This window comes from Micromonospora sp. WMMA1363 (assembly GCF_030345795.1).
Lineage (GTDB): Bacteria > Actinomycetota > Actinomycetes > Mycobacteriales > Micromonosporaceae > Micromonospora.
In genome coordinates this window covers 330,175-355,023 of sequence record NZ_JAUALB010000001.1, presented here as the reverse complement: position 1 = coordinate 355,023, position 24,849 = coordinate 330,175, and the positions used below count along the sequence as shown (strand labels likewise).

The 24,849-nt window shown below is 71.2% G+C and carries 21 protein-coding genes and 2 pseudogenes; 11 read left to right on the top strand and 12 right to left on the bottom strand.

All coding sequences use genetic code 11. The annotated features are described in order from the left end of the window. Positions 1–7: 7 nt before the first annotated feature. Positions 8–271 (bottom strand): DUF6343 family protein, encoded by a 264-nt coding sequence (locus QTQ03_RS01645; RefSeq protein ID WP_289276380.1) that lies wholly within the window; start codon positions 269–271, stop codon positions 8–10. Between the two features lie 166 nt (positions 272–437). On the opposite strand from QTQ03_RS01645, the gene QTQ03_RS01640 reads away from it, so the two are divergent. After that, positions 438–1,043, top strand: coding sequence for an antibiotic biosynthesis monooxygenase (locus tag QTQ03_RS01640; protein ID WP_289276379.1), 606 nt, complete (start codon positions 438–440; stop codon positions 1,041–1,043). A gap of 110 nt (positions 1,044–1,153) precedes the next feature. Then, positions 1,154–1,999, top strand: a complete 846-nt coding sequence (locus QTQ03_RS01635; protein WP_289276378.1) for a GDSL-type esterase/lipase family protein — start codon at positions 1,154–1,156, stop codon at positions 1,997–1,999. 9 nt (positions 2,000–2,008) lie between these two features. Here QTQ03_RS01635 and QTQ03_RS01630 read toward each other — a convergent pair whose 3' ends face one another. Both QTQ03_RS01630 and QTQ03_RS01625 read right to left on the bottom strand, forming a co-directional pair. Next, positions 2,009–2,776 carry an EcsC family protein gene (locus QTQ03_RS01630; RefSeq protein ID WP_289276377.1) on the bottom strand — a complete coding sequence of 256 codons (768 nt, stop codon included), beginning with the start codon at positions 2,774–2,776 and terminating at the stop codon, positions 2,009–2,011. 43 nt (positions 2,777–2,819) lie between these two features. Continuing rightward, the gene (locus QTQ03_RS01625) at positions 2,820–2,963 is read right to left on the bottom strand and encodes a hypothetical protein (protein WP_289276376.1); all 144 of its coding nucleotides are present in this window, start codon (positions 2,961–2,963) and stop codon (positions 2,820–2,822) included. A gap of 309 nt (positions 2,964–3,272) precedes the next feature. Between QTQ03_RS01625 and QTQ03_RS01620 the strand changes: the two genes are divergently transcribed. Continuing rightward, positions 3,273–4,193: a proteasome assembly chaperone family protein gene (locus QTQ03_RS01620; protein WP_289276375.1), complete on the top strand. Its 921-nt coding sequence runs from the start codon at positions 3,273–3,275 to the stop codon at positions 4,191–4,193. 127 nt (positions 4,194–4,320) lie between these two features. Further along, entirely contained in the window at positions 4,321–5,118 is a 798-nt protein-coding gene (locus tag QTQ03_RS01615) for an exodeoxyribonuclease III (RefSeq protein ID WP_289276374.1), read from the top strand. A 167-nt stretch (positions 5,119–5,285) separates the two neighbouring features. Here QTQ03_RS01615 and ahcY read toward each other — a convergent pair whose 3' ends face one another. From ahcY to QTQ03_RS01600, 3 genes are all read right to left on the bottom strand, one after another. Beyond that, positions 5,286–6,782, bottom strand: a complete 1,497-nt coding sequence (gene ahcY, locus QTQ03_RS01610) for an adenosylhomocysteinase (RefSeq protein WP_289276373.1) — start codon at positions 6,780–6,782, stop codon at positions 5,286–5,288. Positions 6,783–7,094: 312 nt separating this feature from the next. Then, positions 7,095–7,754 carry a class F sortase gene (locus QTQ03_RS01605; protein ID WP_289276372.1) on the bottom strand — a complete coding sequence of 220 codons (660 nt, stop codon included), beginning with the start codon at positions 7,752–7,754 and terminating at the stop codon, positions 7,095–7,097. 9 nt (positions 7,755–7,763) lie between these two features. Further along, positions 7,764–8,408, bottom strand: a complete 645-nt coding sequence (locus tag QTQ03_RS01600; protein ID WP_289276371.1) for a hypothetical protein — start codon at positions 8,406–8,408, stop codon at positions 7,764–7,766. A 130-nt stretch (positions 8,409–8,538) separates the two neighbouring features. On the opposite strand from QTQ03_RS01600, the gene trmB reads away from it, so the two are divergent. Both trmB and QTQ03_RS01590 read left to right on the top strand, forming a co-directional pair. Next, the gene (gene trmB / locus QTQ03_RS01595) at positions 8,539–9,240 is read left to right on the top strand and encodes a tRNA (guanosine(46)-N7)-methyltransferase TrmB (RefSeq protein WP_289276370.1); all 702 of its coding nucleotides are present in this window, start codon (positions 8,539–8,541) and stop codon (positions 9,238–9,240) included. A gap of 155 nt (positions 9,241–9,395) precedes the next feature. After that, complete coding sequence (locus QTQ03_RS01590) at positions 9,396–11,900, top strand: DEAD/DEAH box helicase (RefSeq protein WP_289276369.1); 2,505 nt, start codon at positions 9,396–9,398, stop codon at positions 11,898–11,900. 156 nt (positions 11,901–12,056) lie between these two features. Here the strand turns inward: QTQ03_RS01590 and QTQ03_RS01585 are convergent, their stop codons facing one another. Further along, entirely contained in the window at positions 12,057–12,590 is a 534-nt protein-coding gene (locus QTQ03_RS01585) for a YbhB/YbcL family Raf kinase inhibitor-like protein (RefSeq protein WP_289276368.1), read from the bottom strand. A gap of 85 nt (positions 12,591–12,675) precedes the next feature. Between QTQ03_RS01585 and QTQ03_RS01580 the strand changes: the two genes are divergently transcribed. Then, positions 12,676–13,338, top strand: a complete 663-nt coding sequence (locus tag QTQ03_RS01580; protein ID WP_289276367.1) for a GntR family transcriptional regulator — start codon at positions 12,676–12,678, stop codon at positions 13,336–13,338. A gap of 193 nt (positions 13,339–13,531) precedes the next feature. Here the strand turns inward: QTQ03_RS01580 and QTQ03_RS01575 are convergent. After that, positions 13,532–14,439, bottom strand: a pseudogene (locus QTQ03_RS01575) (hypothetical protein); the annotation flags it as partial. A gap of 364 nt (positions 14,440–14,803) precedes the next feature. Between QTQ03_RS01575 and QTQ03_RS01570 the strand changes: the two are divergent. After that, positions 14,804–15,441 (top strand): annotated as a pseudogene (locus QTQ03_RS01570) (hypothetical protein). A gap of 189 nt (positions 15,442–15,630) precedes the next feature. Further along, the gene (locus tag QTQ03_RS01565; protein ID WP_289276366.1) at positions 15,631–15,990 is read left to right on the top strand and encodes a YciI family protein; all 360 of its coding nucleotides are present in this window, start codon (positions 15,631–15,633) and stop codon (positions 15,988–15,990) included. Here QTQ03_RS01565 and QTQ03_RS01560 read toward each other — a convergent pair. The 3 genes from QTQ03_RS01560 to QTQ03_RS01550 all read right to left on the bottom strand — a co-directional run bounded on the left by QTQ03_RS01560 (position 15,987) and on the right by QTQ03_RS01550 (position 18,721). Beyond that, positions 15,987–17,282 (bottom strand): MFS transporter, encoded by a 1,296-nt coding sequence (locus QTQ03_RS01560; RefSeq protein ID WP_353890552.1) that lies wholly within the window; start codon positions 17,280–17,282, stop codon positions 15,987–15,989. The two genes, QTQ03_RS01565 and QTQ03_RS01560, sit on opposite strands and share 4 nt — an antisense overlap. 208 nt (positions 17,283–17,490) lie before the next feature. Continuing rightward, entirely contained in the window at positions 17,491–18,024 is a 534-nt protein-coding gene (locus QTQ03_RS01555) for a TetR/AcrR family transcriptional regulator (RefSeq protein WP_289276365.1), read from the bottom strand. A 1-nt stretch (position 18,025) separates the two neighbouring features. Further along, positions 18,026–18,721, bottom strand: coding sequence for a type 1 glutamine amidotransferase domain-containing protein (locus tag QTQ03_RS01550; protein ID WP_289276364.1), 696 nt, complete (start codon positions 18,719–18,721; stop codon positions 18,026–18,028). 201 nt (positions 18,722–18,922) lie between these two features. On the opposite strand from QTQ03_RS01550, the gene hrpA reads away from it, so the two are divergent. After that, complete coding sequence (hrpA, locus tag QTQ03_RS01545; RefSeq protein ID WP_289276363.1) at positions 18,923–22,957, top strand: ATP-dependent RNA helicase HrpA; 4,035 nt, start codon at positions 18,923–18,925, stop codon at positions 22,955–22,957. A gap of 192 nt (positions 22,958–23,149) precedes the next feature. Here hrpA and QTQ03_RS01540 read toward each other — a convergent pair whose 3' ends face one another. After that, positions 23,150–24,082, bottom strand: coding sequence for a LysR family transcriptional regulator (locus QTQ03_RS01540; protein WP_289276362.1), 933 nt, complete (start codon positions 24,080–24,082; stop codon positions 23,150–23,152). Positions 24,083–24,117: 35 nt separating this feature from the next. Here QTQ03_RS01540 and QTQ03_RS01535 point away from each other — a divergent pair, with 35 nt between their 5' ends. Continuing rightward, positions 24,118–24,849, top strand: a complete 732-nt coding sequence (locus tag QTQ03_RS01535; RefSeq protein ID WP_289276361.1) for a succinate dehydrogenase cytochrome b subunit — start codon at positions 24,118–24,120, stop codon at positions 24,847–24,849.

The following is a 24,849-nucleotide window of genomic DNA, read 5'->3' as shown; positions in this document are numbered from 1 at the left end:
ACTCCTGTCACTCGAACAGCGAGTGCCGCGCACCCGGCTCCTCCCGGCGACGCGCGGCGCGACGGCGCTGGATGATCACGATATCGACCACGGCGACCACCACGAAGATCGTGCAGAACACGCCCAGCCAGACCACGTCGGCCCGGAACGCCAGCACGGCGAAGACGGTCATGGTGACCAGGCCGAAGGCAGCGAGTACGAGGCGGAGATTGAGCGCGCTGTAGGCGTGGCCGACGGTGCCGCGGGCACGCCTAGGCTGCGATCTCGTCATTACCCCGACCTACCCGCCCCACGGAGCGGTTAACCCGGCGGCGGTCCGTCGGGTATCCCGCCCTGCCCGGGGTAATCCGACGGGTCGCGTCACCATCCGGTGGGTTGCGTTACACCCACCTCTCGTGAGCCGGCCGATCCCGGCTCGGGCGGGGAGCATGGAGGGCATGACCATGACCAACACCATGCCGGTGACCGTCGCGATCGCGCGGCGCGCAGACCCCGCCCGGACCGCCGAGATGGTGGCGTGGATGCGCGCCGGTACCGCACTCGCCGAGGTCTTTCCCGGGTTCCTCGGGGCCGGGTGGGTCCGCAGCGCACCGGACTCCGGCGAGTGGCACATGCTCTACCGGTTCTCCGACCACGAGACCCTGCGCCGCTGGGAGGAGTCGCCGCAGCGGCACTGGTGGCTGGCGTCCGCGCAGGGCATCGTCGAGCACACCCGAATCGAGCGGCGGACGGGGATCGAGGGCTGGTTCGACCCGCCGCGGGAGCAGACCGTCGAGCCGGTCAGCACGGAGCCCACGATCCCGCCGCCGTCGCCGCCACGGTGGAAGCAGGCCGTGACGATCTGGGTGGCGTTCTTCCCGCTCAGCCTCACCGCGACGCTGCTGACCAGTCGATTCATCCCGGGTGTTCCGCTGGCGGCCCGCGTACTGATCATGACGCTGGCGCTGACACCGCTGATGACGTACCTGGTGCTGCCCCGGATCACCCGGGCGCTCGGCTGGTGGCTGCATGGCCAGCGAGCACCCCGCCGTCTACCACGTTGAGTCGGGCAGCGGCAAAACTGTGCCACATACTCGACAGCACCGGGGGAGCTTAGCGCCCCACGCATAGAGTTACTGAGCTGTCGCTCTCCGCTCGGTCGACTGGGGAAGTCATGCCTCGACGCTGGGTCGCCACCGCCGCCTGCCTGCTCGCGCTGGTAGCGCTCGCCTGCGAGAGCGGGGACGACGCGACACCACGACCCACCCGGTCCGCGGCGGCCGGGGCGGGCGGGATCGCCGCCCTGGGCGACTCGATCACCACCGGCTTCGGTTCCTGCCTGGTACTCACCTCGTGCCAGCGCAACTCCTGGTCCACCGGCAACAGCCTGCGGGTGGACAGCCACTACCGGCGGTTGCTCGACCAGGACTCCGCGGTGCGCGGTCGGGCGTACAACCACGCCCGGCCGGGGGCCCGCGCGGAGGCGCTCGCCGGGCAGGCCGAGCGGGCGGTCCGCGACAAGCCGGAGCGGGTGACCGTGCTCATCGGCGCCAACGACGCCTGCCGGGGCGGCGTGGAGGCGATGACACCGGTGAAGCAGTTCCGCACCGACGTCGACCGCGGGCTGCGAGTCCTCCGGACGAAGCGCCCGAAAGCCCGCGTACTCGTGGTCAGCATCCCGGACTTGTACCGGCTGTGGGAGGTCGGGCACACCAACGAGCGGGCGGTGCGGGCGTGGCGTCGGGGCGTCTGCCCCGCCCTGCTGGCCAACCCGACCTCGACCGACCCACTGGACCAGGCCCGCCGGGACACCGTGCGGAAGCGAATCGACGCCTACAACGGCCAGCTCGCCGCCGCGTGCCGGGCCTACGGCTCCCGTTGCCGCTACGACGGGGGCGCCGCCCACCGGGTGCGCTTCACGCTCGACCTGGTGAACCCGCTCGACTCGTTCCACCCCAACGCCGCCGGGCAGGACAAGCTGGCCGAGGTGACCTGGCGGGCATGGGGTCGGGCTACCTGACGGCCCGGCTCACCCGGGCCGCTGCGCCGGCAGCCCGCCCCCGCCGTGCTGGCGGTACAGCGCCCGGGACCGCGCCGCGAGATCCTTGGTGGCCGAGGAGTTTGCCCAGGTGCCGAGGATGACGGCCGCCCCGGGGATCACCTTGGCGAACATCCGCTTCGCGGCCCGCACACCGGCCATCCGAGCCAGCCGAACGCCCAGTTGCACCATCGCGCGGCCGCGCGGGGCCTGCCCGCCGTGGCCGAAGAGCGCTCCAGCGCGTTCCCGACCGGCGGCCACGCCGAGCGCGAGCCGAGCGCTCTGGGCCGCCTTGTGCACCTTCTGCAGGACCAGCAGGTCGGTCGCGCGGTCGACGTGCGTGGCGTCCACCCCGTGGGCGGCGGCGATGTGCAGCACCATCCGGGCCTGCGTCCAGGCCAGCACGCCCACGTCGATCACGGCGCCGGGCAGGCCCGCCGCACCGGAGACCGCACCAGAGAGTCGCGCGTGGTTGACAAACGTGCGGACGGCCCGCTCGGCCAGGACCTCGGCGGACACCTCGGGCTGTTGGGCCCGGACCTGCTCCGCCCACTGCGCCGCCTCCGGACCGAGCCGGCGCACCGCCTCCAGGGCGAGGTGCTCCGGAGCGTACTGCGGGTCCTCCCGCATCCGGTCCCAGAGCCCGGCCGGCGGGGCCTCCGGAACACCGGTCGGCGCTCCGGCGGCGCCGGACGGCGGGGCCGGTGACTGCGGCGGTGGGACGACGGGCTGGCCGTCAGCGGGGGTGGCATCTGTCACAAAGGCCTCCGGGGTGGCCTGGCCTGAGGTGCGACGACGAAGGTTAGCGACGATGCTGGAGCCTGGTCGCCAAACCCTTCAGCTTTCGCTGGGTGGACGTCTTGGCCAGCTCCCGGCGCCCCCGCTCGACCAACCGCTGTCCCCTGGGCGAGCGCAGAAACGCGCCGATCCGGTGCGTGAGAGACATCTCGTCCTCCTGTCGGGCTACCTGTCTTCATGTGTACCTTGCAGCGGCAACGTCTGCGCCCAGCGGACGCGGCGAGCAACGTCCACCGTGGCCGCCGGCGCACCCGCCGAGGTCCGCCATGCTCACCGCCTCGTCCGCTGGGCGGACACCCGCATCCGCTGGCCGCTCAGTCCGCCGGGCGGTGGAATCCGCCGGCCGGGCCCCGGGGAGGGTCGCGCAGGAATGGATCGGGATGGCGGGTACGTTCCAGCAACCGGGTACCGTCCTCGAACGGCGCCCCGTCGGCACGCCCCAGGGAGGTCCGCACCGGTGCTCGATCCACACGAGCTCTACGAACTCACCGACGATCTGCCCGACCTCGGTCAGCCTGTCCTGATCCAGGCGCTGTCCGGCTTCGTCGACGCCGGCAACGCCACCCGGCTGGCCCGGGAGCAGCTGCTCACGTCGCTCGAGGCGCGGCCAATCGCCCGGTTCGACCTCGACCAGCTCTTCGACTACCGGTCGCGCCGACCGGTGATGACCTTCGTCGAGGACCACTGGGAGTCGTACGACGCGCCGGCCCTGGAGCTGCACCTGCTCCACGACGACGATGAGACCCCGTTCCTGCTGCTCACCGGCCCGGAGCCGGACTTGCAGTGGGAGCGTTTCGTGGCGGCCGTGGCCGGCCTCGCCGCGCGGTTGGACGTCCGGCTCACCGTCGGGCTGAACGCCATCCCGATGGCGGTGCCGCACACCCGACCCACCGGCGTCACCGCGCACGCCACCCGGCACGACCTCATCGTCGGATACGAGCCCTGGCTGCAGCGTGTACAGGTGCCGGGCAGCGTGGGCCACCTGCTCGAGTACCGCCTCGGCGAGCAGCGCCGGGACGCGCTGGGCTTCGCCGCACACGTGCCGCACTACGTGGCACAGACCGAGTACCCGGCGGCGGCCGAGGTGCTGCTCACCTCGGTCAGCCGCAGCACCGGGCTACTCCTGCCCCGCGACAGCCTGCGGTCCGCCGCCGAGGTGGTCCGCGTCGAGATCGACCGGCAGGTCGCCCAGACCGACGACGCGTCCGCGCTGGTCCAGTCCCTCGAGGAACAGTACGACGCGTTCGCCCGTGGGCGCGGCGAGAAGAGCCTACTCGCCCCCGAGACCGGCGCACTGCCCACCGCCGAGGAACTCGGAGCCGAGTTGGAGCGCTTCCTCGCCGAACAGACCCGACCCAACGACACGCCCGGCAGCTGAGGCACGAGGTACGGCCCCGGTCGACGCCTCGCGTAGGGGCGACGGACCCCGTCAGCACCGGCCTGGCCCGGTGCGACACGCGCCTGGCCGGGCGGCGGACCGGCGACGGATCAGGCAGGCTGGAGGCATGCGCCTGGCGACGTGGAACGTCAATTCCGTGAAGGCCCGCCTGCCCCGGCTGCTCGACTGGCTGGACGGCACGAAGCCTGACGTCGTCTGCCTGCAGGAGACCAAGTGCCCGGACGGCGCGTTCCCGGTCACCGAGGTCGGCGAACTGGGCTACACGGTGGCCAGCCACAGCGACGGCCGGTGGAACGGGGTCGCCATCCTGTCCCGCGTCGGCCTGGCCGACGTCACCGTCGGTTTTCCCGCCGAGCCGGGCTTCCCCGACCCGGAGGCCCGTGCTCTCGCCGCCACCTGCGGCCGGCTGCGGGTCTGGTCGGTGTACGTGCCGAACGGTCGGACGCCGGACGACCCGCACTACGCGTACAAGCTGGCCTGGCTCGCCGCGCTACGGGACGCGCTGGAGGTCGAGCTGACCGGCGGGCTGCCGGTGGCGGTCTGCGGCGACTTCAACGTCGCCCCCACCGACGCCGACGTGTGGGATCCGGCGCTGTTCACCCAATCCACGCACGTCACCCCGGCCGAGCGGGCCGCCCTCGCGGCGCTGCGCGACCTGGGCCTGGCCGACGTGGTGCCGACTCCGATGAAGGGCCCCCACCCGTTCACCTACTGGGACTACCGCGCCGGGATGTTCCACCAGAACAAGGGCATGCGGATCGACCTGGTGTACGCCTCGGCACCGTTCGCCCGTACGGTCCGCTCGGCGTACGTGGACCGGGAGGCCCGCAAGGGCAAGGGACCCTCCGACCACGCCCCGATCGTCGTCGACGCCGATCTGGTCCCGGCCGTGGAATCGTTCTGAGCAGGTGCCAGCGCCTGCGGCAGGGTCGACCGGCCCGGCTGGTGAGGCGGTCGTGAAGACCGACGCCATCGCGCCGAGCCCGCCCGTGGTCCCCGTTGGCGGACGCGGCTGCAGGTACCGGCGAGAGGTACGCAGCCCGCGCCCTCGCGGAGATCACGTAGTAGCGGTCAGTAGCGGTAGTGGTCGGGCTTGAACGGACCCTCCCGGGGAACGCCGAGGTATTCGGCCTGGTCGCGGGTAAGGGTCGTGAGCGCGGCGCCGAGCGCGTCGAGGTGTAGCCGGGCCGCATTCTCGTCGAGGCGCTTGGGTAGCCGGTACACGCCGACCTGGTACCGATCGATTCTGGCGAACAACTCCACCTGTGCGAGCACCTGGTTGACGAAGGCGACCGACATCACGAAGCTGGGATGCCCGGTGGCGTTACCGAGATTCAACAGGCGCCCCGCCGACAACACGATGACCGCGTGCCCGTCGTCGAAACACCACAGGTCCACCTGCGGCTTGATGTTTCTCCGCCGTACGTCGGCACGTCTCGCCAGACCGGCCACATCGATCTCGACGTCGAAGTCGCCGATATTGCCCACGATGGCCTGATGCTTCATCCGCGCCAAGTGGTCGACCGTTATCACACCGCGACTGCCGGTTGCGGTGATGAAGAGGTCGGCCTGGTCTATCACGTCGTCAAGGGTAGTCACCTGATATCCGTCCATTGCCGCCTGTAACGCGCAGATCGGATCCACCTCCGTCACCACAATCCGCGCGCCCTGCCCCCGCAGCGCCGCTACACAGCCCTTACCCACATCGCCATAACCAAGGACCACCGCCGTCTTGCCGCCGACAAGCGTATCGGTGGCCCGGTTGAGGCCGTCGATCAACGAGTGTCGAGTGCCGTATCTGCGGTCCACGTGCCCCATCGTCACCGAATCACTGATGTTGATCGCCGGGAACAGCAACTCGCCCGCGCGGTGCATTTCGTACAAACGCTGGGCGGAAATTGTCGTCTGCTCCGTCACACCCCGAATTCCCGCCGCCACCCGCGTCCACTTCGTAGCGTCCGCCGCGAGCGAACGTCGCAGCAGCTCGAGGAGCACGCGATAATCCTCGGAATCAGCGGACTCCGCCGGAGGCACCATGCCCGCTCTTTCGAATTCAGCCCCCTTGTGTACCAGCAGGGTCGCCTCACCGCCATCGTCCACGATCATGTTCGGGCCCTGCCCATCCGGCGAGGAGAGGGCCCTGCCCATGCACCACCAGTAGTCTTCCAGCGACTCGCCCTTCCACGCGAACACCGGCACACCCGCCGGCTCCTCCGGCGTGCCCCGCGGACCCACCACCACCGCCGCGGCCGCGTGATCCTGCGTGGACAGCACGTTGGCAGACGCCCAGCGGACCCGCGCGCCCAACGCCACCAACGTCTCGACGAGCACCGCCGCCTGCACCGTCATGTGCAACGACCCGGTGATCCGCGCACCGGCCAACGGCCGAGCCCGCCCATGCTCGACGCGAATCGCCATCAGCCCCGGCATCTCGTGCTCGGCAAGCCGGATCTCCTTACGCCCGAACTCCGCAAGCGACAGATCCGCGACCGCGTAGTCATCCCCACTGAGCACCTCCGGCCAGCAATCGGCGGTTGCGCCGGCGGTCGGCGGAGGCTCGCGCACCATGCAGGGCTCCAATCGGACATGACGAGAACCGTGCGGACCTGACTTGCCGTCGGCGACGCGGCCGGGCGACACTCGCCGACGAGAACCGCACCGACTTCGCTGTGCCATCCCGGTTATCGCGGCCGACCGAGCCATGACTCGGTCGCATCTGACCGCTTCTTGCACCGCTCGGGAAATATGCCTTCGGCGCCGGTCACCCAGTGCGAACAAAGTGACCTTGTTGGCGCTGTCCCAGCCTAACAAATCGTGGTGTTGACTTGCCGGGTTCGGGTCCAGTCCGTCCCGCCTGCCCCACATTCTCGGGCGGCAATTTCACGGAATATGGGAGGTGGTCATCGTGGCGAAGGCGATCACGTTGTCGGCGTAACCGGTGCGCCCGCCCACCCAGTCGCCGCCGCAGGTGATCAGGCGCAGTCGCGGCGGCCCATCGGCACCGTAGACCCGGTCGGCGGGGAGCTGGTCCTTCGGAAAGCGCTCCACCGAGTCCACCTGGAACACCACCACCGTGTGGTCGGCGCGGGTCACCTCGATGGTGTCTCCCGGACGCAGCCTGTGCAGGTCGTAGAACACCGACGGGCCGCTCTTGGTGTCGACGTGACCGACGATGACGGCGAAACCCGGCTCCCCCGGGGTGGGGCCGTGGTCGTACCAGCCGGTCTCCTCGACGCGTTCCAGCGGCGGTACGGCGATCGAACCGTCCCGGGCCTGGCCCACCGGCTCGACCGGTGCCGACACCTCGATGGCGGGCACCGCGAGGCGCACCGGGCGGCTGGCGACCAGGCCACCCCGCGCGCTCCGGGCCGGCCGGTCGGCGGTGGCCGTCGGGGTCCAGTCCAGCGGGCCGACGGTGCGCCCGAGCCCGGCTCCGGTCGCGAACACCCCGACCAGCACCAGCACCACGGCCAGCGGGACCGACCACGGTGAGCGGCGAGCCGCGCGGGCGGCCGGCCGGGAGGCGCGTGACGTGGCCATGGGGGCGGCTCAGCGTCGGGCGGCACGGCGCGGGCGACGGGCGGACACGGTCCACACCACCAGGCCGGTCACGACCAGCGCGACCCCGCCCGGCAGAAGCAAGCCGCCGGCGACCTCACCGGCGGCGCCGCCGAACCCGGTGGCCGGGCCGCGACTGGGTCGGACCGACCGCACCACCTGGAGCATCGTCGAGGCGGTGGCGCCATCCCGGCACTCCAGCTTGACCCGGTAGTTGCCGGGCAGGGTGCGCTCCCGCACCTGCGGAGTCGCGGTCAGCAACCCGCGCTGCGGCTCCACCTGCACGCGTCCGAACGCGTCGGACCAGACCACCGCGGCGATCGAGTTGTCCCGGCAGCTCGCCCGGATGCCGACCAGGAAGCCGGGTTCCACCGTGCTGGGGCTCACCTCGACGAAGACGCTCGGTGGCTGCGGTTGGGGTGGGCCGGACGGCACAGGCGCCGCGACCGGCACCACGCGCTCGGGTGCCGTCTGGACGGCCGGCGAGCCCGCGAGCGGGCGGGCCGCCGGCGGCGCGGCGCGGGCCAGGGCGGTGGGCGGGAGACCCACAGCCGTCGCCGGCGCGGCGGCGAGCAGCGGGCCGGCGATCGCCGCCGCGATCGACAGTGCCAGGCCACCGCGGATCGTCGCCACCACTGCCCCCTCCCGGCGCGTCGAGCCGGGCGTCTACCGACGCCCGGTCTGCGGTACGGGTCGAGTCGATCCACCCGTCCCCGTCGTACATCACATCCGATCCGCGGCGGTCCTCGCGTACGCTCGGACCGTTGTGACCACCACCGACTTCCCCACCACCGTTCCCGTGCGCGGCATCCGGACCTTCCACCCGCGTCGCGGCCGGATGACCGCGCGGCAGACCACGGCGCTGGAGCGGCTCTGGCCGGTGCACGGCCTGACCGTCCCGGACGTGCCCGGCACGCCGGTGGACCCGGTCGTCTTGTTCCCGCGCCGGGCCCCGCTGGTGCTGGAGATCGGTTCCGGGATGGGCGACACCACCGCGGCGATGGCAGCCGCCGACCCGGGTCGAGACTATCTGGCGGTCGAGGTGCACACGCCTGGAATCGCGAACCTCCTCGACCTGATCTCCCAGCACGGGTTGGAGAACGTCCGGGTGGCCCGAGGGGACGCGTTGGACCTGGTCGCCGGCCTGCCCGAAGGTTCGCTGGACGCGGTGCACGTGTTCTTCCCCGATCCGTGGCCGAAGGCACGGCACCACAAGCGGCGGATCATCCAGCCGCCCCACGTGGCTCTGCTGCGCTCCCGGCTGGGGCCCGGCGGCAGACTGCACTGCGCGACCGACTGGGCCGAGTACGCCGAGGCGATGCGGCAGACCCTGGACGCCGATCCGGGACTGGTGAACGCCCACTCCGGCTTCGCGCCACGCCCCGCGCACCGCCCGGTGACGAAGTTCGAGCGCCGCGCGTTGACAGCCGGCCGCCCGATCGCCGACCTGATCTACCACCGCCGGTGAGCGGAGAGGTTCCGCCCAGGGTGTCTCCTGGCCCGTCGCAGGCCGGTGACGATCCGGGAGACTCCGCCCTGACGCCGGCGAGGTGAGGGGGCGGGCAACGCCGGCGCCGCCCCGGTTGGCGCACCGGGCCAGGGTCCAGGCACCATGGACGCGCCATGACACTCACCGCCGCGCTGCCGGCCAGCGCCAACCCCGACACCCTCTTCGACGCGTTCGCCGGCTGGGCGTCCGCGCGCGACCTCGACCTCTACCCCCACCAGGAAGAGGCGGTCATCGAGATCGTATCCGGCGCGAATTTGATCATGAATACGCCGACCGGATCCGGCAAGAGCCTGGTGGCGATCGCGGCCCACTTCGCCGCCCTGGCCGACGACCGGACAACCTTCTACACCGCGCCGATCAAGGCCCTGGTGTCGGAGAAGTTCTTCGCGCTGTGCGAGGTCTTCGGCGCCGAGAACGTCGGCATGCTCACCGGCGACGCCAGCGTCAACCCGGATGCCCCGATCATCTGCTGCACCGCGGAGATCCTGGCCAACCTCTCGCTGCGGGAGGGCGCCCGCGCCGACGTCGGCCAGGTGGTCATGGACGAGTTCCACTTCTACGCCGAGCCGGACCGGGGTTGGGCCTGGCAGGTACCACTGATCGAGCTGCCGCAGGCCCAGTTCGTCCTGATGTCCGCCACGCTGGGCGACACCACCCGCTTCGTCGACGACCTGACCCGGCGTACCGGCCGGCCGACCGCCGTCGTCCGCTCGGCCGAACGACCCGTCCCGCTGCTCTTCTCGTACGCGATGACGCCGCTACACGAGACACTGGAGGAGTTGCTGGAGACCAAGCAGGCGCCGGTCTACGTCGTGCACTTCACCCAGGCCGCCGCGCTGGAACGCGCCCAGGCGCTGATGAGCGTGAACGTCTGTACGCGCGCGGAGAAGGACATGATCGCGACCGCGATCGGGAGCTTCCGGTTCACCTCCGGCTTCGGCAAGACCCTGTCCCGGCTGGTCCGGCACGGCATCGGCGTGCACCACGCCGGGATGCTGCCCAAGTACCGCCGCCTGGTGGAGACGCTCGCCCAGGCCGGACTCCTCAAGGTCATCTGCGGTACGGACACCCTCGGTGTCGGCATCAACGTGCCGATCCGCACCGTCCTCTTCACCGGCCTGTCGAAGTACGACGGCACCCGGACCCGGCTGCTCAAGGCCCGCGAGTTCCACCAGATCGCCGGGCGGGCCGGGCGGGCCGGTTTCGACACCCTCGGCCGGGTCGTCGTGCAGGCCCCCGAGCACGTCATCGAGAACACCAAGGCCCTCGCCAAGGCGGGCGACGACCCGAAGAAGCGCCGCAAGGTGGTCAAGAAGAAGCCACCGGAGGGGTCGATCGGCTGGGGCGAGCCGACCTTCCAGCGCCTGGTCGAGGCCGAGCCCGAGCCGTTGACCTCCAGCTTCCAGGTCAGTCACTCGATGCTGCTCAACGTCATCGGGCGCCCCGGCGACGCGTTCGCGGCGATGCGTCACCTGCTCACCGACAACCACGAGGACCTCGCCGCCCAGCGCCGGCACATCCGCCGGGCCATCGCGATCTACCGCGCGCTGCGGGCGGGTGGTGTGGTCGAGGAACTGCCCGAGCCGGACGAGACCGGGCGGCGGGTCCGGCTCACCGTCGACCTCCAGCTCGACTTCGCGCTCAACCAGCCGCTGTCACCGCTCGCCCTGGCCGCGATCGAGCTGCTGGACCGGGAGTCGCCGGCATACGCCCTCGACGTGCTCAGCGTGATCGAGTCGATCCTCGACGACCCCCGCCAGGTGCTCTCCGCACAGCAGTTCAAGGCCCGTGGCGAGGCGGTCGCCGCGATGAAGGCCGAGGGTATCGAGTACGAGGCCCGGCTCGAACTGCTCGACGAGGTGACCTGGCCCCGGCCGCTGGCCGAACTGCTGGAGAGCGCGTACGAGATGTACCGGCAGGGCCACCCGTGGGTCGCCGACCACCAGCTCTCCCCCAAGTCCGTGGTCCGGGACATGTACGAGCGGGCGATGACCTTCACCGAGTACGTGCAGTTCTACGGGCTGTCTCGGTCCGAGGGGCTGGTGCTGCGATATCTCGCCGACGCGTACAAGACGCTGCGGCAGACCGTCCCCGAGGACGCCAAGACCGAGGAACTTGTCGATCTCATCGAATGGCTGGGTGAGCTGGTCCGCCAGGTCGACTCCAGCCTCATCGACGAATGGGAGCGGCTGCGCAACCCGTCCGACGTCGAGGAGGTCGCCGCGTCGCTGGACGACCGGCCGGCGGCGGTCACCCGCAACACGCGGGCGTTCCGGGTGCTGGTGCGCAACGCCCTGTTCCGCCGGGTCGAGCTGGCGGCCCTGCGCCGCTGGGATCTACTCGGGGAACTCGACGCCGGGACCGGCTGGGACGCGGACGCGTGGGCGGACGCGTTGGAGCCGTACTTCGACTCGTACGACTCGATCGGCACCGGCCCGGACGCCCGCGGGCCCGCACTACTCATGATCGACCAGGGTCGGGAGCGGTGGGCCGTCCGGCAGATTCTGGACGACCCCGAAGGCGACCACGACTGGGGCATCAGCGGCGAGGTCGACCTCGCCGCCTCCGACGAGGCGGGCGCCGCAGCCGTCCGGATCACCGGCGTGGGCCAGCTCTGACATCCGCCGACAGGACCGTCCGAGGTGTCCGGCTGCCACCTCCGGAGCGGGATTGCGAGGCGCCAAGCGGCTGGCCGGTGACTCGCGGAGTAGGTCCGGACGCCGCCAAGGCGGGTCGTCCGGACCTACTCCGCGGTTTGTCCCAGCGACGCTGGGTCAGGCCGGGTTCTCGGCGATGGCGGTCAGGACCGCACGGGCCAGGATGTGGCTGGCGATGGTGAAGCCGAGGACCGCCGGTGTCGCGTCCGCCGCCACACCGATGGACTCGACGTCGAGCGCGTGGACGACCATCACGTACCGGTGCGGGCCGTGACCGGCGGGTGGGGCGGCGCCGATGAAGCGGGCGACGCGGGCGTCGTTGGGCAGCTGAAACGCTCCGTCGGGGAGGCCGGTGCCGGTGTCGTCGCCCGCACCCTCCGGGAGGCTGGTGACGGCGGCGGGGATGTCGGCGACCGCCCAGTGCCAGAAGCCGGAGCCGGTGGGGGCGTCCGGGTCGTAGACGGTGACGGCGTAGCTCTTGGTGCCCTCGGGGGCGCCGGCCCAGGACAGCTGCGGCGAGATGTCCTTGCCGCCGGGCACGCCGAAGATCCCGGACATCTGCGCGGCGCCGAACGAGGCGCCGTCCGTGACGGTGCTGCTGGTGACCGTGAAGGTTTCCGCCTCGGGCAGGCGGGCGAACGGGTCGTTCACGAGAGGTGATCCTTCCAGACGAGCTGACGTTATCGATTTTAGCACTGAAAATCGATTATCTGTCAAATGGTCTACGATGCTGGTCATGGCTGAGGCGAAACAGATGCTCTCCGGGCGGATCTACACCACCCTGCGGGAGGCGATCCTGCGCGGCGACTACGCACCCGGCGAACCGCTCAAGCCGCAGGAACTGGCCGGAGCACACGGCGTGAGCCTCGCGGTGGTGCGGGAGGCGCTGGTGCGCCTGGTCGGCGACGGGCTCGCCGACCGGCTCGCCAACCGCGGCTTCGCCGTACCCACCCGGTCCGACCAGCGCTGGCAGGACCTCGCCGAGGCCCGCCGCACAATCGAACCGGCGACCCTGCGGCTGGCGATCGCACACGGCGACCTGGACTGGGAGGCACGCGTACGCGCCGCCCATCACCGACTCGCGCGCACGCCCGGGTACGAACCCGGCGACGGCCGGCGCGTCAACCCGGAGTGGTCACGCGCGCACCGCGACTTCCACCGCGCACTGCTGGAGGGCAGCGGGAACGCGGTGCTGCTGGCGACGTTCGACCGGCTGTGGCTCGCCAGCGAGCTCGCCCGGAACTGGGCGGCTGATCGCGCTCCCGATCGTGACTTCATCGGCGAACACCGCCAACTGGAGGAGGCGGCGCTGGCCCGGGACGCGGACACGGCGTCCGCACTGCTCGAACGACACCTGTCGCTGACCGCCGCCAGCCTCACCGTCGACAGGGACGACTGATCCGCAAGATACCCGGCGCACCCGGGCCGCATAGAGCCCGTGTGCAGGATCAGGGGGTCAAGGCCCGTCCTCGCGCGACAGCTTGGTGTCCGGCCCGGCGGATGTCGGGGGACGGGTGGAGGGGTTCCGCCCCGTCGCCGGTGGGTGGCGGGGCGGAACCCCTCGTCGTTGTGGGTGCTGCGTTCGGGTTGCTATCCGGTGCAGCGGGGACGTTGACGCAGTTGTTGGGGCGGTTCTTGATGACGGTGGTGCCGGTGGCGGTGTTCAGGTTCACCGTGCCGCCCGCCACGTTGAAGATGCCCCCACCGCCGTTGGCGGCGACGGCGGTGTTCTTGACGATCGCGGTGGAGAAGAGGGTGAGCGTGCCGGCGGCGGCATTGTGGATGCCGCCGCCCTGGCTCCCCGCCTGGTTGCCGGTGACCTTCGTGCGTTGCAGCACCGTCTCGCCCGAGTTCGAGAGGCCGCCGCCGACGCCGCCGGCAGTGTTGTTCCTGATGGTGCTGTCCACCACGGCCACGGTCACGGTCACGGGTGAGTCGGCCGCCGGTGTCGACGGCGATGATGCGGAAGAGGGGGCTGCGGCGGCGCGGGTGATGGTGGTGTTCTTGCCGTTGAGGGTGACGGGGGTGGTGATCGCGGGGAGGCCGGCGCCGTTCTGCGGGGTGAGGTGGGTGTAGGTGCAGTCCCCGGCGAGGTCGAGGTCGGCGCCGCCGCGGGCGTTGGCGAGGGTGATCGCGGCGATCAGCTTGTCCGGGTCGCACGGGACCGGCTTGCCCTTCCGCTTCTCCTTCTTCCCTTTCCCCTTCTTGTTGTTGTGCTCGTCTCCGCGTTGCCGGCGCCTGTGCGGTCGTCGCGGCGGTCGCTGGGGGCGTCGGCCCGGGTGGGTTCGCCGGGCTGGTCGCCGGCGAGCAGGGCGGCGGTGCGGGCGGGCCAGCCGGTCCGGGGGCTGGCGCCAAGCGCGGCGTAGGCGACGCCGGCGCCGGTGAGGGCCAGGCCGGTCACCCCAGCCACCCCGGCGGCCCACCACCACCGCCGCTGCGGCTTCGTGCGGACCGCGATGGGGCGGTCCGGCTCGTGAATGTGTTCCTGATGGGTCGTCATCGTGGTCTCGGTGTCCTCAACCCCGTCACGGACGAGGAACCAACCAACCCCGGGCAGAGACGCAGGTGGCCGCTCCTCGGCTACCAGGCAGGCGGTAGCAGCCACACCGCGGGTTAAGCGGGTACCCCACCCATCACGACATGAAACCGAAGATGGTGCACGAAGAAGACAGAGCCATACAAATAACGGCCGATCGACCGGTCGAGGGACGAGGCATGGTCATGGCGGTCACCGTCGACAGCCCACCGGGACATCCCGGACAGCTGGGCCGGTGACGGCGGTGGGGGCACCAAGCACCTGGAAATGTCAGCACCGTCGATTAGAATGTATGTACTAATAGAGCAGTTGACCTGGGAGGATGTCCGTGAGCACGCCCACCTCCGCCACCCCACTCGCCCCCTACGCCACGCTTCTCGGCTTCACCCGGTACGTGGCCCGCACCGGACCGACCAAGGCCACCTTCGTCGGCGGCCTGCGCCGGCAGCGGGCCAGCCGCTCCGGTTTCAACCCGCACGGCCAGTTCGTCAGGGCGCTCAAGGCCGACATCGCCTTCCACACCGAGGGCACCCACCTCGAACAGGTGGTCAACACGGTCAAGCCCCGCTGGCGCCCGCTGTACCAGGCGCTCGCGCCGGGAGCCACGGCCTGGCTGCGCGCCCTCGGCGAGCCGCGGTCGGTCGACCTGGCCCAGACACGCGACGCGCTCGCTGTGCTGGGCGACCTACCGGTGAAGATCAACCCCCACTTCGGCGTGCGCCACTCCGACGGCCGCGCCGAGGCGGTCCGCCTGCACTTCGACGAGGCGCCGCCCAGCGACGAGGCGGTGCTGGCCACCCTGCACCTGATGGCCCGGCGGTCCTGCCGCACGCCGAGCCGGTCCTGGTCGACGTGCGGCGCGGTCGGGCCCACCAGATGCCGGTCGGCGCGAAACCGGAGGAGATCGAACGCTGGCTGGCTGGCGAGGCCGCAGCCTTCCAGTCCCTCTGGACCACCGCCGCCTAACACCCACCGCCATCAGCGAGCGTGCACGGTTCCCGGAAGGAGTGGCCATCGAGGCTCGATGGCCACTCCTTCTGTGACACAACAGATCCAGTTCCTTCCGGGAAACAGCAGCAGATCCAGCGGAGGGCGCCTGGCCGACGGCCGACGGTAGCGGCTGAACCGCGGGCCGGCACGCCGTAACCTCAGAGGATGCAATTCGACCAGCACACGGTCGTGCTTCTGGTCCGTCCGCCGGACGCGCCGGAGCTGCCGCAGGACGCGCTCGACCGGCTGCAGGACGCCCACCTGGCGCACCAGGCCGGGCTGGTGGAGCAAGGCCTCGTCCTCGCGGCCGGGCCGTTCGTGGACGCCGACGACGAGCGCCTGCGCGGCTTCGTGGTGCTCTCCATCTCGCCGGTCGAGGCCCGTGAGCTGTACGCCAACGACCCGGCGGTCCGGGCCGGTCGGCTGGCCGTCCAGGTGATGAGCTGGATGGTTCCGGAGGGGATCATCCGGTTCGAGAGCGTCCCAGTCCCCCGCTCGATGCTCGAGGCGGCGGCCGGCGACTAGCCGCTCATCGATCGTGATCGATGTGTGGCGCCAGGGGCGACGCCGCACCGGGCCGGCGCTGGCCGGGCCGGTGCGGCCACGAGTCCGGCCAGCGCTGCGGCGGCGAGGACGATGACGGCGATCCCGTACCCCAGGCTCGTGGCGAGCAGGCCGCCGCCGTGCTCGACGAGTAGTCCGCCGACCACGACGGGTACGCCCATGCCGAGGTACGACACGGCGTACAGCAGCGAGAGGATCCCGGCCCGCTCGTGCGGCCCGGCGAGTGGCACGACCAGCCGGACGCTGCCGTTCAGCCCGCCACCGAACCCGACGCCGGCCACCGCGCTGCCGAGGAGGAAACCCGCGACCGCGCCGGTGCCGATCGACACGAGGGAGACGCCGACTGCGGCGATCAACGCGAGCAGCGACACGTGGAGCACGGTGCGGGCAGGTACGGCACGCAGGAGGAAGACCGATGCCGCCGCGACCGCCATGAACAGGAACAGGCTGAGTCCGCCGTAGCCGGCCGAGGTCGAACGAACCAGGCTCTTGGTGAGGGCGGGGCCGAGCGAGCCGTGAAATCCGGCGAACGCCCACACCGCGAGCAGCGCGGGTGTGACGATCGCGACGGGGCGACGCAGCCGGCGCGGCAGGGCCAGGTGCGGAACCAGGCTGGCCAGCGCTCCCGGCGTGGGCCGTGCGGTTTCCGCGAGCAGGACCACACCGCCCGCCTGGAGGACGAAGAGTGCCAGCAGCAGGTAGTAGACCAGTTGGGTGGGCGCCGGCAGGTACTGGACGGTCAGGGCTGAGGCCAGGGCACCGGTGGCCGTGCCGGCGGCGGGGGCGACCGCGTTGGCGGTGGCTCCGCGGGCCCGATCGATGTCGACCATGCCAGCGCCGACGGCACCCAACGCGGCGCCCGCCGAGAGGCCCTGAACGATGCGGGCGGTCAGCAGCGCGGCAACGCCACCGGCGGTGGCGAATATCAACATCGCGACCGCCTGTCCCGCCAGCGCTGCCAGGAGGACCGGCCGCCGGCCGAGATGGTCGGAGACTCGGCCGAAGACGAGCAGCGCCGCCAGGACGGCCAAGGCGTACCCGCCGAAGACGATCGTCGTGGTCAACGCGGAGAAGCCCCAACTGGACGCGTAGACGTCGTACAGCGGTGTCGGCGCGCTGGAGGCCGCCAGGAACGACACGATGATCGAGGCGAGGAAGAGGAGCGCCGCGCCCGCTGGCAACCCGAACCGGCGCCGCACCGGTTGGGCTACGCCGACGCCGGCAGCCGGTGCGGGTGGAACGGTCGTGGTCATGGCATATCTCCTTTCGCCCGCGGCGGTACGGCCGGCCTGGCACGCGTGCTGCCGGTCGGAACGTGCGCGGGGGCGCGGCGGATTTGTCCAGCAACGGCGTGCGGGCGCCACCCGCCCGGGCGGTTGCGGGCGCCGCCCGCCCGGGCGGTTGCGGGCGCCGCCCGCCCGGGCGTCAGCCCCGCCCCGGGTCCCGGAGATCAGGAGGGGATCAGCGCAGCAGGCCGGGGACGAGCGCGTCAGCGGCGCGTTCCAGCAGGTGCCGGCTGTCGGGCGCCGTTTCCAGGCCGGATACCAGGGCGATGCAGATCTCGGCCGCCTCGGCCGCATCCGCTGCACCGGCCTCGGCGAACAGGTCTGCGAGCAGCGTCCGCAGTTCGTTGGTGAATTCGGTGCAGATCTCACCGAACAGACGGGCCTTGCTGTCCATGAGCTCGGCGGTGTGCGGCGAGTCGCCGATCAGTTGGAGTGACAGCTCGAGCTTGGCGGCCAGGACACCCCGAATGCGCACGGCATAGGGGACGTCCTGGCCGGCAGCCTCCCGGGCGCGGGCCAACGCCCGGGTGTGCAGGCGCCCGGCGAGTTGCCGGAACGCGTCGTCCTTGCTGCGGACGTACTGGTAGACAGCCGACCGGGACACGCCCATCGCGGCGGCGATGTCGTCCATCGTCGTCCGCCGCACGCCGTACCTGGTCAGGCAGGTGTAGGTGGCGTCGAGGACGTCGGAGAGCCGGTCGTTGGACATGTCAGGCCAGTTTACGCAGCAACTCCACGGCGGCCTGCGCGGAGGAGGCCGGGTTCTGCCCGGTGACCAGGTTGCCGTCGACGACCACGTTCGGCGCCCACGCCGTGCCCTCCTGGAACTGCGCACCGAGTTCGACCAGGCGGTCCTGGAGCAACCATCTGGCCTTGTCGCCGAAGCCGGCCTGGGCCTCTTCCACGTTGGTGAAACCGGTGACCCGGCGCCCGGCGAACACGTTGACGCCGCCCTCGGTCACCGCGGCGAGCATCGCCGCCGGGCCGTGGCAGACGATGCCGAGCGGCTTGTCCGTCCGCATGGCGGTCACGAGCAGCCGGCCCGAGTTCTGGTCGACCGCCAGGTCCTCCATCGGCCCGTGGCCACCCGGGTAGTAGACGGCCGCGTAGTCGTCGAGGTCGACATCCTCCAGCCGGATCGGCTTGCGAAGCTCCTCGACGCCGGCGACAGCCTCGACCATCCGGGCCGCCCCCTCCTGCCCGCCGGTGTACTCGGGCAGCAGGCTGCGCTTGTCCACCTGCGGGACGACGCCGCCCGGGGTGGCGACGACGACCTCGTGACCCGCACTGGTGAACGTCTCGTGGGGGACCACAACCTCCTCGGCCCACACACCGGTGGGGTGCTTGGTGCCGTCGGCCAGCTCCCAGTACTCGGCGCCGGTCACCACGAAGAGAACCTTGGACATTGACCAAACCTCCATACACTGCGGGCCCCATCAGCCCGCCTCGACGACCACCATACAGACTGACGTTCTGGACGCAAAATGACAGTGCGACAGCTCACAGGGAGCCCTACCTGCTCCCGGCGCGGGCGCTAGGGTCGACATCCAGGCGGGCGGTAACTCCGGGGGCACACGACCGTCCGTCTGCCTATCCTTGGCGGCGACATGCAGAACGAAGCCGCCTCCGCCGCACCCGATCCCACTCGCGAGCTGTACCGCCGCCTACGGCCGCTGATGTTCCGCGACCAGCGCCGCCTCCAGCGGCGGTTGGACGGCATCCGGAGACTGCGCGACCCGCAGCGCCGGGAGTCGGCGCTGACCGAGATCGCCGCGGACGTGGCCCGGGCCGAGGCGCGGCTGGCGAGCCGGAAGGCAGCCGTACCGACGATCACCTACCCGGCTGTCCTGCCGGTCAGCGAACGTCGGGAGGACATCGCCGCGGCCATCCGCGACCACCAGGTGGTGATCGTCGCCGGCGAGACCGGCTCCGGCAAGACCACCCAGCTACCCAAGATCTGCCTGGAGCTGGGCCGCGGCGTCAACGGCCTGATCGGGCACACCCAGCCCCGCCGGCTGGCCGCGCGGACCGTCGCCGACCGGATCGCCGAGGAGCTGGGCACCGCGCTGGGCGACGTGGTCGGCTACAAGGTGCGCTTCACCGACCAGGTGAGCGACCGGAGCCTGGTCAAGCTGATGACCGACGGCATTCTGCTCGCCGAGTTGCAGAACGACCGGATGCTGCGCCAGTACGACACGATCATCGTCGACGAGGCGCACGAGCGCAGCCTCAACATCGACTTCATCCTCGGCTACCTCAAGCAGCTCCTGCCCCGCCGCCCCGACCTCAAGGTCGTCATCACCTCGGCGACCATCGAGACCGACCGGTTCGCGAAGCACTTCGCCGACGCCGAGGGCAACCCCGCCCCGGTCGTCGAGGTGTCCGGCCGGACCTACCCGGTGCAGGTACGGTACCGGCCGCTGGTCGAGGTGACCGAGTCCGAGGCAGCGGACGAGACGGACGAGGAGAACGTCCGCGACCAGATCCAGGCGATCGGCGACGCGGTGGAGGAACTGGCCGCCGAGGGGCCCGGCGACGTCCTGGTCTTCCTCTCCGGCGAGCGGGAGATCCGGGACACCGCCGAGGCGCTCGGCAAGCTGGTGCAGCAGAAGCGCGGCCTGCAGGGCACCGAGATCCTCCCGCTGTACGCCCGGCTCTCCACCGCCGAGCAGCACCGCGTCTTCGCCCCGCACGCCGGGCGCCGGGTGGTGCTCGCCACCAACGTCGCGGAGACCTCGCTCACCGTGCCGGGGATCGCGTACGTGGTGGACCCCGGCACCGCTCGCATCTCCCGCTACTCGAACCGACTCAAGGTGCAGCGGCTGCCCATCGAGCCGGTCTCCCAGGCGTCGGCCAACCAGCGCACGGGACGCTGCGGGCGCACCTCGGACGGCATCTGTATCCGGCTCTACGACGAGCCGGACTTCCTGTCCCGGCCGGAGTTCACCGACCCGGAGATCCTGCGTACCAACCTCGCGTCGGTCATCCTCCAGATGACCGCGATCGGGCTCGGGGACATCGCCGCGTTCCCGTTCATCGACCCGCCCGACCGGCGCACCGTCACCGACGGCGTGCACCTGTTGCACGAGTTGGGTGCCCTGGACCCGAGCGAGACCGATCCGGCGAAGCGGCTGACCCCGCTCGGCCGGCGGCTGGCCCAGCTACCGGTGGACCCGCGGCTGGCCCGGATGGTGCTCGAAGGCGAGCACAACGGGTGCGCCACCGAGGTGGTCGTGATCGCGGCGGCGCTGTCGATCCAGGATCCGCGCGAGCGGCCCGCCGACAAGCAGGCCCAGGCCGACCAGGCGCATGCCCGCTTCGCCGACAAGGAGTCGGACTTCGCCGCCTACCTCAACCTGTGGCGGTTTCTGCGGGAGCAGCAGCGCACCCTGTCGTCGAGCGCGTTCCGGCGGATGTGCAAGGCCGAGTACCTGAACTACCTGCGCGTTCGCGAGTGGCAGGACATCGTGAGTCAACTCCGCCAGGTGCTACGCACCCGGGAGGCGGGCGACGGCCGGCGTGGGCCGGCGGAGACCGCGCCGGACAGCGGCGGTCCGCGCGGCGCCGGCGGAGACCTGCCGGAGGAGGTCGACGTCCCGAAGGTGCACCAGTCCCTGCTGGCCGGGCTGCTGTCCCACGTCGGGCTGAAGGACCCGCAGAAGCACGAGTACCTGGGGGCGCGGGGGGCCAAGTTCGGGCTCTTTCCCGGGTCGGCGCTGTTCAGGAAGCCGCCGCGCTGGGTGATGGCCGCCGAGCTGGTGGAGACCACCCGGCTCTGGGGGCGGGTCAACGGCCGGATCGAGCCGGAGTGGGTCGAGCCACTCGCCCAGCACCTGGTGAAGCGCAGCTACAGCGAGCCGCACTGGGAGAAGCGGCAGGCGGCGGTCATGGCATACGAGAAGGTGACGCTCTACGGCATCCCGATCGTCACCTCTCGCAAGGTCAACTTCGGTCGGATCGATCCGGCGTTGAGCCGGGAGCTGTTCATCCGGCACGCCCTGGTCGAGGGCGACTGGCAGACCCACCACCAGTTCTGGACAGGCAACCAGCGGCTGCTCGCCGACGTCGCGGAGCTGGAGAACCGGGCACGGCGGCGGGACATCCTGGTCGACGACGAGACGATCTTCCAGTTCTACGACGAGCGGATCCCGGCCGACGTGGTCTCCGGGCGACACTTCGACGCGTGGTGGAAGAAGGAACGCCGGCAACGGCCTGACCTGCTGACCTTCACCCGCGAGCTGCTGGTCAACGCCGGCCGGGGAGCGGTGGACGGGACCGACTACCCGGACGAGTGGCGGGCCGACGGGGTGAGTCTGCCGCTGACCTACGCGTTCGACCCGGGGACACCCACCGACGGCGTGACGGTGGACATTCCACTGCCACTGCTCAACCAGGTGCCGGCGGAGAGCTTCGACTGGCAGGTGCCGGGACTGCGGGAGGATCTCGTCGTCGCGCTCATCCGCTCGCTGCCCAAGGCGATCCGGCGCAACTTCGTGCCGGTGCCGGACTACGCGCGGGCCGCGCTCGCGGCGATGCCCGCCGGCGAGGAGCCGTTGCTGGACGCGCTCACCCGGCAGCTGCGCCGGATGACCGGGGTGACCGTACCCCGGGACGCCTGGGACGTCGCGAAGCTGCCGCCGCACCTGCGGGTCACCTTCCGGGTGCTCGGCGACGACGACAAGCCGGTCGCCGAGGGCAAGGACCTGCCGGCCCTGCAACACCGCCTCACGGCGGAGGTACGCCAGGTGGTGGCCGCCGCCGCCCCGGACGTGGCACGCACCGGGCTGCGGGAGTGGACCATCGGCGCCCTCTCCCGCACCATCGAGCAGGTGCGTGCCGGGTACGCGGTGACCGCGTACCCGGCGCTGGTGGACGAGGGCGCCACCGTCGGGGTGAAGGTGTTCGACTCCCCCGCCGAACAGGAGGCCGCCCACTGGGCGGGCACCCGCCGGCTGCTCCGGCTCACCGGGGCGTCCCCGGCGAAGTTCCTGCAGGGGCGGCTGAGCAACGAGGCGAAGCTGGCGCTCAGCCGCAACCCGCACGGCGGGGTGCCGGCGCTGATCGAGGACGCTGCCGGCGCCGCCATCGACCGGCTCGTCGCCGAGGCGGGTGGCCCGGCCTGGGACGCCGAGGGCTTCGCGGCACTGCGGGAAAGCGTCCGCGCCGGGCTGGTGGACACCGTCGTCGAGGTGATGGACCGGGTCCGAAAGGTGCTCTCCGCCGCGTACGCCATCGAGCAGCGGCTGGGCGCGACCCGGAATCTCGCGGTGGTGGCCGCCCTGGCCGACGTCCGGGGGCAGCTCACCGGGCTCGTGCACGCCGGCTTCATCACCGAGACCGGCTACGCCCGCCTACCCGACCTGCTGCGCTACCTGACCGCGATCGAGCGTCGGCTGGACCGGCTGCCCGGCAATCCCGCCCGGGACAAGCAGCAGCAGGATCGGATCGCCGTCGTGCGCAAGGAGTACGACGACCTGTTGGCCGCCCTGCCGCCGGCGAAGCGGCGGTCGCCGGCCGTCCGGCAGATTCGCTGGATGGTCGAGGAGCTACGGGTGAACGTCTTCGCCCAGGCGCTCGGCACCCCCTACCCGGTGAGCGAACAGCGCATCTACCGGGCGATGGACGATGCCGAGGCGGGCTGACCGTCGCTCTACGACGACGCGCGATCGCCTACGAGCGCTCGAGCTACCGGGAGCGGTGCTGGACGGAACGGCGGCGGGCAGCGAGCGAACCGCCAACGCCGCCGGTCGTCGTCAGGCCCGTCGCAGGCCGGCGAGATCCGGTCGACCCGCCCTGCCGGTCGACCCAATCGGACGTCCGACTCGCGTGGGCTGTCAGGTCAGCGGTTCCACGCCGGGTGGGAGGTCCGCGGTAATGGTCGCCTCCTGGACGAACTCGAGGAGGATACGGCGGAGTTCGCGGCCGGCGTGGGTGGGGACCACGTCGCGGCGGCGGGCGACCGCGATCGTGCGGCGGACGCCGGGCGGGGCGAGGCGGGTGACGTGGATGCCGGGCCGGCGGGTGACGACGCTGCCAGGCACCAGGGCGACGCCCAGCCCGGCCTCGACGAAGCTCAGCACGGCGTCCATCTCGCCGCCGTCAACGGAGATCCGGGGCTCGAAACCGGCGTCCCGGCACGCCTGGAGGGTGGCGTCGCGCAGGTCGTAGCCCTCGCGGAACATCACCAGCGGCTGGTCGCGCAGGTCCGTGACGCGGACCTGGTCGGTCGGGGACGCGTCGGGCAGCGGATCGACGCTGGCGACGACCAGGCTCTCGGTCAGGATCGCGTCGACGCGCAGCGTCGGGTCGACACCCTGTCCCGGCGCGATGATCAACGCCAGGTCGAGGTCGCCCCGGAGCAGGTCACGTACCAGGTCCTGGGAGCCGCCCTCCTCCACCCGCAGGTCGACGGTGGGGTGGGCGTCGCGGAAGCGACGCAGCACCGGCGGGGCGAGCGAGGTGGCCAGGCTGGGGGTGGCACCGAGGCGGACCCGTCCCCGCCGCAGTCCCACCAACTCCTGCACCTCGCGGCTGGCGGTGTCCACGTCGGCGAGAATCCGCTTGGCCAACGGCAACAGCACCTCGCCCGCCGCGGTGAGCCCGATCTTTCCCCTTACCCGCTCGAAGAGCGGCGCCCCCAGGCCGGCCTCCAGGGCGTGAATTTGCTTACTCAACGAGGGCTGGGAAATGCCGACCACATCGGCCGCTTGGGTGAAATGTCGTAGTTCCGCGACCGCGACGAAGTACCGGAGCTGATGGAGTTGCATCTAAATAGCTTATGGCTATCAAGACTGCGGGTTTGATGCATTGGACGACTGATCAAACTACTCATAGCGTCGGGCCTGTGGTAGTCACGAGAACTCGGTCGCCCATCCGCTCCAGCGTCGGCCTCAAGGTCGTCATGGCGGTGACGGGCATCACCCTGGTGCTGTTCCTCGTCGCGCACATGCTCGGCAACCTCAAGGTCTTCACGGGCGCGTCGTCGTTCAACCACTACGCGGAGTGGCTGCGGGAGATCGGCGACCCGCTGCTACCCGGCGCCTGGTTCCTGTGGATCATGCGCACGGCGCTGCTGGTGTCCGTGGTCGCCCACATCTGGGCCGCCACCACGCTCGCCCTGCGCGCCCGGGCGGCCCGTCCCGTCCGGTACGCACACCGCAACAAGATCCAGGGCAGCTACGCCGCCCGCACGATGCGCTGGGGTGGAGTGATCATCCTACTCTTCGTGATCTACCACATCCTGGACCTGACCACCGGCACCCTGAACCCGGTCGGTGACCCGCACCGCCCGTACGCCAACGTGGTCGCCGACTTCGCGCCCGAACGCTGGTACGTCACGCTCTTCTACACCCTGGCCGTCGTCACCGTCGGCTTTCACCTGCGGCACGGCGTCTTCAGCGCGCTACGCAGCCTCGGCCAGCAGACCCCGCGGGGTGAGCGCCGGGCACGGAACGTCGCACTGGTCTGCGCTGTCGTCCTCAGCGCTGGCTATCTCGTGGTCCCGTTCGCCGTACTCACCGGATTGGTGTCCTGA